Source organism: Nocardia vaccinii NBRC 15922 (assembly GCF_001613305.1).
Lineage (GTDB): Bacteria > Actinomycetota > Actinomycetes > Mycobacteriales > Mycobacteriaceae > Nocardia > Nocardia vaccinii.
The window spans coordinates 17,395-31,577 of record NZ_BDCC01000032.1 but is presented as its reverse complement, the minus strand read 5'-3'; the positions used below and the strand labels follow the sequence as shown (position 1 = coordinate 31,577).

The 14,183-nt window shown below is 68.3% G+C and carries 11 protein-coding genes; 6 read left to right on the top strand and 5 right to left on the bottom strand.

The window, feature by feature from the left end; all coding sequences use genetic code 11:
* The first annotated feature begins 40 nt into the window (after nt 1-40).
* A complete protein-coding gene (locus NV1_RS20140; RefSeq protein WP_245713814.1) occupies nt 41-1,597 on the top strand; it encodes an MFS transporter in 1,557 nt (518 codons plus the stop codon).
* A 224-nt stretch (nt 1,598-1,821) separates the two neighbouring features.
* Entirely contained in the window at nt 1,822-2,931 is a 1,110-nt protein-coding gene (gene ald / locus NV1_RS20135; protein WP_067893853.1) for an alanine dehydrogenase, read from the top strand.
* 23 nt (nt 2,932-2,954) lie between these two features.
* Here ald and NV1_RS20130 read toward each other — a convergent pair whose 3' ends face one another.
* Entirely contained in the window at nt 2,955-3,311 is a 357-nt protein-coding gene (locus NV1_RS20130) for a hypothetical protein (protein WP_067893526.1), read from the bottom strand.
* 139 nt (nt 3,312-3,450) lie between these two features.
* Here NV1_RS20130 and NV1_RS20125 point away from each other — a divergent pair, with 139 nt between their 5' ends.
* Complete coding sequence (locus NV1_RS20125) at nt 3,451-5,478, top strand: ArnT family glycosyltransferase (protein WP_067893524.1); 2,028 nt, start codon at nt 3,451-3,453, stop codon at nt 5,476-5,478.
* Nucleotides 5,479-5,518: 40 nt separating this feature from the next.
* Here NV1_RS20125 and NV1_RS20120 read toward each other — a convergent pair whose 3' ends face one another.
* Nucleotides 5,519-7,033: a carboxylesterase family protein gene (locus NV1_RS20120; RefSeq protein ID WP_084525552.1), complete on the bottom strand. Its 1,515-nt coding sequence runs from the start codon at nt 7,031-7,033 to the stop codon at nt 5,519-5,521.
* Between the two features lie 263 nt (nt 7,034-7,296).
* Between NV1_RS20120 and NV1_RS20115 the strand changes: the two genes are divergently transcribed.
* Nucleotides 7,297-8,607 carry a family 1 glycosylhydrolase gene (locus NV1_RS20115; protein ID WP_067893521.1) on the top strand — a complete coding sequence of 437 codons (1,311 nt, stop codon included), beginning with the start codon at nt 7,297-7,299 and terminating at the stop codon, nt 8,605-8,607.
* Between the two features lie 57 nt (nt 8,608-8,664).
* Here NV1_RS20115 and NV1_RS20110 read toward each other — a convergent pair whose 3' ends face one another.
* Complete coding sequence (locus NV1_RS20110) at nt 8,665-9,726, bottom strand: alpha/beta hydrolase (protein WP_067893519.1); 1,062 nt, start codon at nt 9,724-9,726, stop codon at nt 8,665-8,667.
* Between the two features lie 109 nt (nt 9,727-9,835).
* Nucleotides 9,836-10,492: a transcriptional repressor LexA gene (gene lexA / locus NV1_RS20105; protein ID WP_067893517.1), complete on the bottom strand. Its 657-nt coding sequence runs from the start codon at nt 10,490-10,492 to the stop codon at nt 9,836-9,838.
* 105 nt (nt 10,493-10,597) lie between these two features.
* Between lexA and NV1_RS20100 the strand changes: the two genes are divergently transcribed.
* Nucleotides 10,598-12,319 (top strand): GMC oxidoreductase, encoded by a 1,722-nt coding sequence (locus NV1_RS20100; RefSeq protein WP_067893515.1) that lies wholly within the window; start codon nt 10,598-10,600, stop codon nt 12,317-12,319.
* 43 nt (nt 12,320-12,362) lie between these two features.
* Here the strand turns inward: NV1_RS20100 and NV1_RS20095 are convergent, their stop codons facing one another.
* Nucleotides 12,363-13,448 (bottom strand): TerD family protein, encoded by a 1,086-nt coding sequence (locus tag NV1_RS20095; protein WP_169813360.1) that lies wholly within the window; start codon nt 13,446-13,448, stop codon nt 12,363-12,365.
* 143 nt (nt 13,449-13,591) lie between these two features.
* Between NV1_RS20095 and NV1_RS20090 the strand changes: the two genes are divergently transcribed.
* Nucleotides 13,592-14,134: a DUF2599 domain-containing protein gene (locus NV1_RS20090; RefSeq protein ID WP_067893514.1), complete on the top strand. Its 543-nt coding sequence runs from the start codon at nt 13,592-13,594 to the stop codon at nt 14,132-14,134.
* Nucleotides 14,135-14,183: the final 49 nt, after the last annotated feature.

The following is a 14,183-nucleotide window of genomic DNA, read 5'->3' as shown; positions in this document are numbered from 1 at the left end:
TCGATCCACATCCGCGGGCCCGGACCGTTAGCCTGTGCCGGTGGAGCGCATCGACAATGCCCTGGATACCGCCGAGCGGCCGGGGATTGCACTGGCAGCGGTGACTGCCGTCTTGTTCGTCACCTTTCTCGATACCACCGTCGTGAGCGTCGCCCTGGGCGATATCCGGCACGAACTCAGCACCGATGTGATGTTGCTGCAGTGGGTGGTCAACGCCTACACACTGGTCTTCGCCGGTCTCATGCTGGCCGGCGGCTCACTCGGCGACCGGTGGGGACGCAAGCGGGTCATGATCGCCGGACTGGTGATCTTCTGCGCGGGATCGGTCCTGGCCGCGCTGGCGGCGAGTGTGCCGGTGCTGATCGCCGCACGCGCGGTCATGGGCCTGGGCGCCGCGGCCTCGGAACCGGGGACCCTGTCGGTGCTGCGGCACATCTATCCGGACGAGCGCAAGCGCGCCCGCGCGGTGGGCGTGTGGGCCGCGGTATCCGGGCTGGCACTGGCGGCCGGACCGGTACTGGGCGGTGTGCTGGTGCACGCGTACGGGTGGCGCTCGATCTTCTGGTTCAACCTGATCATCGGCGTGGTGGCGCTGGCGGCGGCGCTGTGGTCGGTTCCAGAGAGTGCCGACCCGGATCCCGGACCGATCGACTGGGCCGGAATCGTGCTCGGCGCCTTGTTCCTCGGTTCGGTGATCTACGCCGCCACCTCCGGCGAGGACCGCGGTTACACCGCTCCCTCGGTGATCGCGCTGTTCGTACTGAGCGCAGTCGCTTTGGCCGGATTCGTCGTCGTGGAGATGCGGGCGCGCGCACCGATGCTCTACTTCCGCTATCTGCGTCTGCCCGCGGTGCGCGGGGCGCTCGTGGTCGCCTTCGCCGTCTACTTCGGCGTGTTCTCGATCTTCTTCTTCACCGCTCTGTATCTGCAAGTGATGCAATCCTATTCGGGTTCGCGCACGGCCACGGTATTCGCGCCGATGGCGATCGCGATCATCATCGGATCGCTCGCCACGGGCGTGTGGGTGGCGCGATACGGCTCCCGCGTCCCGATGATCGCCGGCTGCGTGGCCGGCGCGGCCGGGATCCTTTTGACACGGCAGGTCCTGGAGACCGCGCCGCCGCACGATCTGCCGCTGGCCTCGGCGATGGCGGTGGCCGGACTCGGCTTCGGCATCGCGGTGGTGCCGTTGACCTCGGCCGTACTGTCCGGTGTTCCGGCGGAGCATTCGGGTATGGCCGCCGCGGTGACCAATACGATGCGCCAGGTCGGTTCGGCGGTCGGCGTCGCGGTCCTCGGATCCGTGGTGAACGCCTATCTCACCGGCGACCTGCGGGACCGGATGAATGCCGAAGGCCTGCCCGCGGAACTGCAACCCAACGCCATCGACGCCGTCGAGCGCGGTCGCATCCCCCACGGCGTCGACATCACCCCCTACCTCAAATACCTGTCCAAGGTGTCCGAGGCGATCAACACCGGTAAGACCGCCTTCCACCACGGCCTCGACATAGCCCTGCTCGTCTCGGCGATCCTGATCTTGGTCGCGGCCGCGTACACCGCCGTCGACGGGGCACTGAATCGCAAGCGCGACGCCTGACCGCGCGTGCCGCGGCCGCGGCGTTCCGCTACCCGGGCGGACCACCGAAGAAGCTTCGACGGACAGGGCCTGCAACCACCATTTGCTGATGGTTCGGATAATTTACCCAGTAAATGCAGAATTAACTTCGGTGATATAGCCAGTATTGTGCAGATTCTTCGATACTCACTATCGACAGGATGACGCGGCTCAGCGTCCCAACCCGCCGAGAACGAGGAGTGCAGATGAAGATCGGAATCCCCCGCGAGGTGAAGAACCACGAGTACCGGGTCGCGTGCACCCCGGCGGGGGTCCGCGAACTGGTCGGCCATGGGCACGAGGTGTATGTGGAGACCGGCGCCGGGATCGGATCGGCATTCGAGGACGACGCGTACACCCTCGCCGGTGCGCACGTGCTGGAATCCGCCGATGCGGTCTGGGCGACCGGGGAACTGATCCTGAAGGTCAAAGAACCCGTGGCCCAAGAGTATTCGCGCCTGCGCGCGGATCAGGTGCTGTTCACCTATCTGCATCTGGCCGCGTCGGCGGAATGCACCGACGCGCTGCTCGCCGCCGGGACCACCGCCATCGCCTACGAAACCGTCACCGGCCGGGACGGTTCGCTGCCGCTGCTGGCGCCGATGAGCGAGGTCGCGGGGCGTCTCGCACCCCAGGCCGGCGCCTACCACCTGATGCGCAGCGGCGGCGGACGCGGCGTGCTCATGGGCGGGGTCCCCGGCACCCCGCCCGCGAAGGTCACCGTCATCGGCGCGGGCGTCGCCGGACGCAATGCCACCGAGATCGCCGTCGGGATGCGGGCCGAGGTCACCGTGCTGGACGTGAACATCGCCCCGCTGCGCGAACTCGACGCGCACTACCGCGGCCGGGTGCGCACCATCGTCTCCAATGCCCACGAAGTCGAACATGCGGTGCGCGAGGCCGACCTGGTCATCGGCGCGGTGCTCGTTCCGGGCGCGAAGGCGCCGACCCTGGTCCCCACCGAACTCGTCGCACAGATGAAGCCCGGCGCGGTCCTGGTGGATATCGCCATCGATCAGGGCGGCTGCTTCGCCGATTCACGCCCCACCACACACGACGCCCCCACCTACCGCGTCCACGACGCGGTGTTCTACTGCGTGGCGAATATGCCCGGCGCGGTGCCGTACACCTCGACCGTCGCACTCACCAACGCCACACTGCCGTATGTGATCTCACTCGCCGATCGCGGCTGGCGCGAAGCCGTCGCCGCCGACCCGGGCCTGGCCGGCGGGCTCAGCACCCACGGCGGGGATCTGCTGTCCGAATCGGTGGCGGCCGCTCACGGATACACCGCCCGCACGAAGGCGCTTGCCTGACGCACCCGCGGACGGTCCGGCGATCAGGCGCAGCGGACGTGGAAGGCGGCCTGCGGGGACATTCCCGGAAGAGCGACGACCTGGACGGTCGGATTGCCGTCGAGGGAGCATCCGGACGGGACCGCGGTGACCTTGACGCGGTAGCACCCCAGCGGGACCGACGCCGTCCCGGTCCCTTTCGCGCCGGTCGTCGCGGCCGCCACCGCCGAACCGCCCGAGCACGGGGTGAGCGATGTCGACAACCCCGTCACCGGGAAGTTCGTGCCCAGGGTCGACGCCTGCACGCGGACCGCCACCTGCCCCGGCCCCTGTGCGGCAGCCAGGGCCGGGGTCAGTGCGAGTACGGCCAGCGCGGACGCGGTGAACAGAATGCGGCGCAACGGATCTCCTTCGACGATCGATCGAACGGGTTGTCTTCGGGGCCAATATAGGCCGAGTAGGCCGAATTCCCTCGGATTTCACAGACTCCTCACAGCTACACGCCAGACTTCTCACCGATCTCCGGGACAGACTTGCGCGGTGACAGCGACCACTGCCGATACAGCCGTGTCCGAATCGACCTCTCCGCCGCTCGCCGAGCAGAATCCGGCCCTCGGGCCGGCCCGGCGCTGGGAGCGGATCGCGCTAGCGGTGCTGCTGCTCGGCACCGCCGCGGCCTATCTGTGGAACATCACCGTCAACGGCATGGGCAACAACTTCTACGCCGCCTCGGTCTGGGCCGGTTCGCACAACTGGAAGGCGCTGCTGTTCGGCTCGCTGGATCCGGGCAACTTCATCACCGTCGACAAACCGCCCGTCTCGCAGTGGGTGATGGGCCTGTCGGGGCAGCTGTTCGGTTTCGACAGCGCGAGCATGCTGATCCCCGAGGCGCTGATGGCCGTCGCGGCGGTCGCGCTGATGTACGGCGCGATCACCCGCGCCACCGACAGTCGCGGCGCGGGACTGCTCGCGGGTGCGCTACTCGCCGTGACGCCGGTGGTGGCGATGATGTTCCGGTTCAACAATCCCGATGCGGTGATGGTGCTGCTGATGACGGCCGCGGCGTATTGCACGATCCGGTCACTGCGCTGGGCGAGCGTGCGCTGGCTGATGCTTGCCGGTGTCGCGCTCGGATTCGCATTCCTGGCCAAGATGCTCGAAGGCCTGATGGTGCTGCCCGCGCTCGGACTGGCCTATCTGGTGGTCGCACCGATCGGGTTCGGGCGGCGGATCGGGCATCTGCTCGCCGCCGCGGTCGCGCTGATCGTCTCCTCGGGCTGGTATGTGCTGCTGACGATCCTGTGGCCCGCCGGCTCGCGCCCGTATCTGGCCGGGTCGACGAACAACACCTTCATGGATCTGGTGCTGGGCTACAACGGTTTCGCTCGGTATCTGGGCCAGAACCACATGGGCCGCAAGATGATGGAGATGCCCGCCGGATACGAGTTCCCGCATTTGCACGGCGGCGGCCCGTTCGGCGGCGGCAACGGTGTCGAGCGGCTGTTCACCGGCGAGATCGGCTTCGAGATCTCCTGGCTGCTGCCCGCCGCGATCCTGGCCTTCGTTCTGGTGCTCATCTCTCGCGGCCGGGCCCCGCGCACCGATCTGGTGCGCGGCGCGACGCTCACCTTCGGACTGTGGCTGCTGATCGATGGCGCGGCGTTCGCGGGGATGCAGGGCGGTATGCATGCCTACTACACCCTGGCCATCGCACCGGCCATCGCGGGAACCGTCGCGCTCGGTGTCCTGGAAATGTGGCGGCGGCGCGGGACCGCGCTGGGCAGATTGGGCTCGGCCGCACTGATTCTCGCTGGTGGCGTATGGGGATTCATACTGCTGCAACGCAATTCGGAGTGGCAGCCGTGGCTGCGCTGGACCATCCTGGCGGTGACGATCCTCGCGGCCGCCGGACTGGCGCTGACCATGGTTCCCGCACTGTCCCGCCGAACCCACCGGCGCGCCACGGCCGTTCTGGTCACCGCCGGAATGATTGCCGCGCTGGGCGGTTCGACCGCGTACGCCGCGGCCACCCTGCCGCAGGCGCACACCGGCGGCGGTCCTTCGGTCGGCCCGGCGCACAAGGACGAGTTGCCCCCGGCCTTCGCGCGGATGCGGCACGCGCTCGGCATGTTCATGGGCGGGGACGGTTACCCGCCGCAGCTGGTCGAGATGTTGAAGCACACAACCACCAAGTGGTCGGCCGCCACCGAACGCTCCGGCCCCGCCGCCGGTCTGGAGCTGGCCAGCCGCACCTCGGTCATCGCGATCGGCGGATTCACCTCCGAGGATCCGGTGCCGACCCTCGCGCAATTCCAGGACCTGGTTCACACCCGCCAGGTCACGTACTACATCGCGCCCGAGGTGAAACTCCCGGATTCGTGGCGCAAGAAGCCGGCCCACCCGGCGGCCACACGTCAGCCGAATCAGTCTGCCACGCAAGAGGATCCGGATGGCGCACTGTGGCATCCGGTGGGCAATGCCGATATCTTCAACTGGGTGTCGGCGCATTACACGCCGCAGCGCATGGACGGACTGGTCCTGTTCGACCTGTCCGCTGCCCCGCACTGAGTGCCGCGGCGCCGCTCGTCATGCGGGCGGCGCCGGCGGGTCAGAACTTCCGCACATCGGGCTCCGGACCCGGCAGCCACGGTTTCCACGATTCGAGGCCCGGCCCGTTGGGTGAGCCGGTCGCCACGAATGCGGCCAGCGCGCCGCCGAACTGCACGGACAGGGCGCGGTCCCGCGCGCCGACCGTGCCGAGCATCGGTGCGTTCGGATAACTGTCGAACGTGCCGAACAGATATGGCAGATCCGCGCAGTGCGCCGCGCCCAGACCGAACAGGTCCGGCGAGGGTTCGTGCAGGAATCGGTAGATATGGGCCGGGTTGCCCTGCGCTGCAAGGACTTCACCGAAAACGCTCAGATCGTCGCCGAACATCACCTCGCCCGCGACGAAGGTCAGCGCCTGGGCGGGGCCGGCATCGGGATGCTCGGCCAGGTACGTCCGGTAGCGAGCCTCGCCCGAATCCCCCGCGATATCGCCGATGAGCCGCACCGCCGCCTCGTCGGAGATCATCCGGATCATCGGGTTGAGCGCGAAGAACGAGCCGAGTTCGTTGCCGGTCGCGCCGAGCAGCACATCCTTGCCACGCAGTGCGCCCGCCGGGACCAGATCCCGCCAACCCGCCGACTGGATCGCACCGCCCAGCACCGGATACAGCGGTGGTGCGATCCGGCCCGGAACCGCGGTGTCCAGCATCAGCCGGGCGTACGCCTGCACGAGGTCCAACACCGGGAGGGACCGCAGCCGAGGCAGCGGATCGGCGCCATCGTCCGCGATACCCAGCAGCGCAAGATATTTCCCGGTGATCGCGGCCGCGTCGTCCGGATCCTGGGGGCTCATCCCCCACGGCCCGGACTGGCCGATCACCCGGCGCACCGAGGGGCCGGTGTCCGGGTCGGTCGCCAACGCCATCGCCGAGAACGCACCGGCGGACTGGCCACCGACCGTGATCAGCTCCGGATCGCCGCCGAAGGCGGCGATGTTCTCGCCCACCCACCGCAGGGCCGCGGCCTGATCCTGGGACCCGAGATTGTCCACGCCCGGTAGCCGCAGATATCCCAGCGCCCCGAGGCGATAATTCGCGGTGACCACGACGATATCGCCGAGGGCGGCCAGGCGGCCGCCGTCGTACCAGTCCCAGCCGCCGCTGCCGCTGGTGAATCCGCCGCCGTGGAACCACAACAACACCGCGCGCGGGGTCCGCGACTCGCCCTGTGGCACCCACACGTCGACCGTCAGACAGCCGTCCTCGTCCCATCTCGGGATTCGCGCGCCCATGACCGATTCCAGCCGCGACGACCACTGCGGCACCGCCGGCCCGGGCCCGGCCGCATCGCGAACACCCGCCCATCCCGGATGCGGTCGCGGCGGCGCGAACCGCAGCTCCCCGATCGGTGAGTCGGCATACGGTATTCCGCGAAACGCGTACGCCCCCACCGATTCCGCGACACCGTACACCCGCCCGGCGGTGGTTTCGACGACGGTACTCACCCCGTGTGCGCCGCGGGTCGCCGCCCCGGCGACCGCACCGCGCTCCCCCACCGAATCGTGCCCGCTCATGTCCATCGATCCTGCCAGAGCGCTCCGAACTCGGCATCCGTGCGATCCGCACAAACCAAACGCACCACAACCGGCCCCCGGCACGCGGCTGCCCCGCCGCGGCCGTGCCCGAGCAGCCACCCGGACGTGAATCGGCCTCGGCGTCGGCAGCGCTGCCGCCGTGCGCCGGATCCGGGTCACCGAGCATCTTCGGCAACTACCCGGCGTGGCGACACGCGTACGACCGCCACGGATTTCAGTTATCTCACAGCTACGCTTGCCCGATGGCGCAGACGAGTCGTCGGCAGATCCTCACCGTGAGTGCGGCCGCCGCGGCGGCCCTGCTCGCACCCGGCCCGGTCTCGGCCGCGCCGCCCGCCGGGGTGCCGCCACTCGGAGACGGATTCCTCTGGGGTGTGTCCTCCTCCGGTTTCCAGACCGAGGGCCATGCGGCGGACAGCAATTGGACCCGCTACATCGGCTCGGGAAAGGCCGATCCCTGTCTGCAGGCGGTACGGTTCTGGGACTACTACGCCGACGACGTCTCCCATGCCGCGCAACTGGGCGTCACGGTCTATCGCATCAGCATCGAGTGGGCGCGGGTGCAACCCGGTCCGGGCAGCTGGGACGATGCGGCGCTGATCGCCTACGACGGTATCGTCGATACCATCGTGCGCGCGGGGATGCGGCCGATGCTCACACTCGATCACTGGGTATATCCGGGCTGGGCGGCCGCACGCGGCGGCTGGCGGCATCCGGACATGGTGCGGGACTGGCTGACCAACGCCCGGAAAGTAGTGGACCGCTACGCCTCCCGCGATCCGCTGTGGGTGACGATCAACGAACCGGCCGCCTATATCGGCACCGAACTTCGCATCGGCGCACTGCCGCAGAGCGAGGCGACCACGATGCGTGATCGCCTCGCCCTGGCCCACAACGAGATCTACGACTACATCCACCACGTCCGGCCCGCCGCGAGGGTGACCAGCAATCTCGGCTTCGTCCCCGGCGCGGAGACCTCGGTGAATCAGCCCTTCGTCGACAAGGTCGCCGACAAGCTCGACTTTCTCGGCGTCGACTACTATTTCGGTCCCGATCCCGGGACCACGGCCGCGGGCAGTTCGGCCGGTGCGCCCGGCATGTGGCAGCTACCCCTGCAAACCGAGGGCATCTACTACGCGCTTCGCCACTACGCCAAGCTTTTTCCGGGCAAACCGCTGTACGTCGTGGAGAACGGGATGCCGACCGAGAACGGCAAACCCCGACCCGACGGCTACACCCGCGCGGATCATCTGCGCGATACGGTCTACTGGCTGCAGCGGGCCAAGGCCGACGGAATGAACCTGCTCGGCTACAACTACTGGAGTCTGACCGACAACTACGAATGGGGCAGTTACACACCGCGTTTCGGCCTCTACACCGTCGATGTCACCACCGATCCGAGCCTGACCCGCAAACCCACCGACGCGGTCGAGGCGTATCGGGCGATCACCCGCGCCGGTGGCGTACCCGCGACCTATCGACCGACCCGCGCACCCCTGGCCTGCTCGAGGGTGGACCCGCCGGACAGTTGCAGCGTGCCGGTCGCGCTCTAGCCGCCGCGCGAACGAAACGCCCCGCCGCGGCTGCGACGGGGCGTTCGAAGAGGGTGCTCAGGCGGGCAGACCCAGGCCCTTGGCCAGCACCGGCCACGACCGGAGCAGATCGTCGTGCCAGTAGCCCCACGAGTGAGTGCCGGTCGCGGTGAAGTCGTAGGTCGCCGGAATGCCCAGCTTGTTCAGCTTGGCCTGCAGGTTGTGGCTACATCCGTTGACCGCCGCCTCGATGACGCCGCCGATGATCAGCTGATCGGCCAGGCCGTACGCACCCGGCAGCGCGTATTGGCCGTCGAGTGCGTCGTACTTACCCGGCAGCCCGGAACCGCTGGAGATGAACAGGTTCAACCCGCGCAGCTGATCGGCGTGCACGTACGGGTCGTTGGCCGCCCACATCGGATCGTTCTCCGGACCGTACATGTTCAGGGTGTTGCCGCCGCCCCAGACCTCGGTGGCCAAATTCACGAACCGATAGCCGATGGGGTCACTGATCTGCGCGCAGCCGCTGTACGCGGCCACGGACTTGTACAGGCCGGGCTTGGCGATCGCCAGCTCCAGCACCGATGTGCCCGAGGTGGACAGGCCGGCGATCGCGTTCACGCCGGTGGTGCCCAGCGCGCCGTCGACGATCGGGGGCAGCTCCTGGGTCAGGAAGGTCTTCCACTTGTTCACCCCGAGCGTCGGGTCCGCCGCCCGCCAGTCGGTGTAATAGCTCCACGCGCCGCCGATCGGCTCAACGACATTGACGTTCTTGCCGGCCAGGAACTGCAGCGCCTCCGGCGCCTTCGCATCCCAGCTGGCGCTGTCCTCGCCGCCACCCGCGCCGTTGAGCAGGTACAGCGTCGGCCGCGCCACGGACGCGTCGGCGGGGCGCTGCACCTCCACGGTGATGGGCTTGTTCATCGCCGTGGAGAACACGCTCAGCTTCAGATGGGTGGCGTCCACGACACCGAATCCGGTGAGTTTGGAACCGTCCGGGGAGACACGCTCGGCCAGCGGATTCTTCGACGCGATCACCGGATCGCCGGACGCGGCGGCGGGGCCTGCCGCGACCACGGTCGACAGCCCCGCGAAAAGGGCTGCCGCGGCAGCCGTTGCGATCCGAATTCCGCGCCTCATGCGCACCTCCGTTACGAACTCAAAGCGATGCCCCGGACGACATGACGCCCGGAACTGTAGTCGACCGGCTATCGTATGGCGAACCAGACTTGTTTCAGATTGTGTGGCATCACATACGCCGCATCACCGAGACGACCTTGCCCAGAACCACGGCCGTATCGCCGTCGATGACCGAATAGGCCGGATTGCGCGGTTCCAGGTAGACGTGGCCGTTGCGCCGCCGGAACACCTTCACCGTGGCCTCGCCGTCGATCATCGCGGCGACGATCTCCCCCGTCTGGGCCTCGGGCTGGCGGCGCACGACGACGATATCGCCGTCGCAGATCGCGGCATCGATCATCGAATCACCCCGCACCCGCAGGCCGAACACCGTGCCGCGGCCCACCAGCTGCCGGGACAGCGTGAGGGTGTCCTCGGCGTGCTCCTGCGCCAGGATCGGCGTGCCGGCCGCGATATCGCCGACCACGGGCACCTCGACGGCCTGCTCGTCGCGCTCGGGCGACGCGGCGGAACGCAGGAACAGCCGCACGTCGATCGGCCGTGACACCGATTCGCCGCGCCGCAGGAAACCCTTGTCCTCCAACGCTTTCAGATGCCGCGACACGGTCGAGGCGGAACGCAGCCCCACCGCCTGCCCGATCTCACGGGTACTGGGCGGATACCCGTGCCGCAGCACCGAATCCCGGATCGCCGCCAGGATCCGCTGCTGGCGGGGCGGCAGAATCGAGGTGTCGAGGTGCTCGAAGGCGTCGTCGTATCCGGTCACCCGGGAATCCTAAGCGGCACCGTGTGCCGGACTCCCGTGCCGACCTAACCTACCGAGTAGTAGCGTTACCCGGGTCAGCGGCGACAGCATGCGAGGAGCAAGACCATGACCCAGCGGAACACCGATTTCGACGTACTGATCGTCGGTTCCGGATTCGGCGGGAGTGTCACGGCGTTACGGCTGATCGAGAAGGGTTACCGGGTCGGGGTCCTGGAGGCCGGACGGCGCTTCGCCGATACGGAACTGCCCGCGACCAGCTGGGATCTGCGCAAGTTCATCTGGGCGCCCAAATTCGGATGTCTCGGCATCCAGCGCATCCACCTGTTGCGCGACGTGCTGATCCTCGGGGGCGCGGGCGTCGGCGGCGGCTCGCTCAACTACGCCAATACCCTGTACGTTCCGCCGACACCCTTCTTCACCGATCCGCAGTGGCGCGACATCACCGACTGGCGGGCCGAGCTGACCCCCTATTACGAGCAGGCCCGCAAAATGCTCGGCGTGGTCCAGAACCCGCATATGACCCCCGCGGACGAGGTGTTCAAACAGGTCGCCGACGAGATGGGGTTCGGCGACACCTTCGTGCAGACACCCGTGGGCGTCTTCTTCGGCGAGGCCGGAAAGACCGTTCCGGACCCGTATTTCGGCGGTGCGGGCCCCGAACGCACCGGTTGTCTGGAATGCGGCGAATGTATGACCGGCTGCCGCCACGGGGCGAAGAACACCCTGGTCAAGAACTACCTATACCTCGCCGAACAGGCTGGGGCCCAGGTGTTTCCGTTGACCACGGTGACCGCCGTGCGACCGCTGCCCGACGGTTCCTGGGAGGTCGGCACCGAACGGACGGGGGCCTGGGTCCGCAAATCGCCGGCCACAATGACCGCCTCGCACGTGGTGCTCGCCGCCGGTACCCGCGGCACCCAGCAACTGTTGTTCGCCATGCGGGACAAGGGAATTCTGCCCGCACTGTCCCCTCGGCTGGGCCAGCTGACCCGGACCAATTCCGAATCGATCGTCGGCGCGGCCACCCGGACGGTGGACCCGGATCGCGATTTCACCCGGGGCGTGGCCATCACCTCCTCGATCCACCCGACCGCCGATACGCACGTCGAGCCGGTCCGGTACGGTAGGGGATCCAATGCGATGGGCCTGCTGCAGACGCTCATGGTCGACGGCGGGGGCCGCATCCCGCGCTGGTTGCGCTTCGTACTCGAGGTGCTGAAGCATCCGTTGCGGCTGATCTCGATGCTCACCGTCCGGAACTGGAGTGAGCGCACCATCATCTCGCTCGTCATGCAGAACCTGGACAACTCGATCACCACCTATACCAAACGCGGACTGTTCGGCCGACGCACGATGAGTTCCAAACAGGGCCACGGCCAACCGAATCCGACTTGGATCCCGGTCGGCAACGAGGTGACCCGCAAGGTCGCCGACACCATCGGCGGTATCGCCGGCGGCAGCTGGGGTGAGGTGTTCAACATTCCGCTCACCGCGCATTTCCTGGGTGGCGCGCCGATCGGGTCGAACGCCGAGCACGGCGTGATCGACCCGTACCACCGGGTGTACGGGTATCCGACGCTGAGCGTGGTCGACGGCGCCGCGGTTTCGGCCAACCTCGGGGTGAACCCGTCACTGACGATCACCGCGCAGGCCGAGCGGGCCGCGGCCCTGTGGCCGAACAAGGGCGAACAGGACACCCGGCCCGAGCAGGGCGAGGGGTATCGGCGCATCTCCCCTGTCGCACCGCACAATCCGGTGGTACCCGCCTCCGCCCCCGCGGCGCTGGTTCTGCCGATCGTCCAGATCACCGGGCGCGACAGCGCCTGATCACCGCGCTTCCGGCCCGCCGGGCGCCCGGACGCGATACGGCCTACAGATACCGGACGATGTGCTCGACCGCATCGAGCGGGTGTGTCGCCTCGATCGGCGCGCCGATCGAGGCCACCCGCCAGGGCCCGCCGTCCCGGTAGACTTTCGCGACGATCATCGCGGTGTGCGAACCGCCCGCGTTCAGATCGCCGCGCGCCAGCTGCATCCCCGCGACACCGTCATCCAGGCGCCAGAACGCGTGGCGGACCCGTTCGAAGGTGTGACCCTTGTAGGAGGTCACCACGAACACCACCGCCGTCACCTGCGAGGGCAGCCGTGCCAGATCCACGGTGATGGTCTCGTCGTCACCGGCTCCGCTGCCGTCGACGTTGTCACCCGAGTGCCGGACCGCCCCGTTCCGCGAGGTCAACTGGCTGAACAGCGCGGCGTCGATCACCTGGTGACCCGCGAACACCAGCGCGGAGGCATCCAGATCGACCTCGACCTTGCGCAGGCGGGGCCCGCGCACCGGGTCCCAGCCCAACGCCATCTTCACCATGCTCAGCTCGCCCGTGCGCACATGGTTCAGGGGGATCTCCTGCCCCGGATTCAGTTCCGCGGGACCGCGATAGGTCACTTCGTCCTCACCCGGTGCGCCCACGCGCACACCGTGTTGAGTCACCAACGCCTCGAATCCGGCGTCGTAGCCGTATCCGAGCACGTTCACCTGCCAGCCTCGGCCCACCCGGTCCAGATCCAGTGCGATGACCACGCCCTCGCGACCCAGATCGTCGATGACGTACTCGTACAACGGATTTGCGTTCGGGCCCTCGATGCGCACCACCGGCGGCGCGAAATCGCCGAAGTGGGCCTGCTGGTCGGTCAGGTTCAGGATCACCCGGACGTGATCGACATCCCTTGGCAACGAGGGCAATTCGATCGACAGGCCGGACTGCTGCCCGGACGCCAGATGCACGCCCGGCCCGGTGGTCTGGTTGTAGAAGATCAGATCGCGCTGATTACGGACCTGTCCGGCCGAATTCAACAGCAGCGCCGACACATCGATCGACGCCTCGTGTTGCACGGATACGGTGAGGTCCCCGACGGTCAGACGATCGATCTGTCCCTTGGTCAGCTGTGCGGCCACCGGTCCATGGTACGTCGAGGGCGTCGTCATGTCGGGCAGGACGACCATGCCGGGTCGGCCCGCCGCGGGAGCGCCGGACCGCCCGCGCGACCCGCGCGGTACCGTGGCGGGCGCGACAGGAAACCATCGAAGGGGGCCATCGGATGAGGTACGGCATCGCACCACCGCTCGCAGCGATGCTGCTGGCGGCGCTGCTGACCGGCGGATGCGGCGCGGCCGACGAATCCGATCCGGTCGCGGTCGGCACCATCTCGTCCGCCGCGCTGCACGCCACCGTGTCGGCCCGCACCACGACGCCCGCGCCGGCCGCCTCTTCCTCGGCGAGTTCCACCGCGTCGGCAGGCGTTCCGACCACCGACCCGTATCCGAACACCCCGCTCATCGACCACACGCAGTGGACCGACGATTCCGACGGCCGCCGCCTGCACGTCTACCCGACCGCGGCGGGCCGGGACGACTGGTTCCCGGCCGCGCTGGGCCGCGCCTGGGCCGAGGTGCGCAAGGACGCACCCGACGCCGACACTCCGGGCATGTACGACCAATTCGAATGCCATTGGCAATGGGCACGACTGGTCTCGCCGGACAAGCCGAGCTGGAATCTGGAGCCGTGGCGGCCCGCGGTCGGCTACGACGCCACCGTGCAGTCGCTGTGCAATCCCGGCGGGCCCGACCCCGCGGGGAAGTGACCGGTTAACCGGATTCCGGCGCGGCGATCTTCCGAGATTCTCGCCGCGC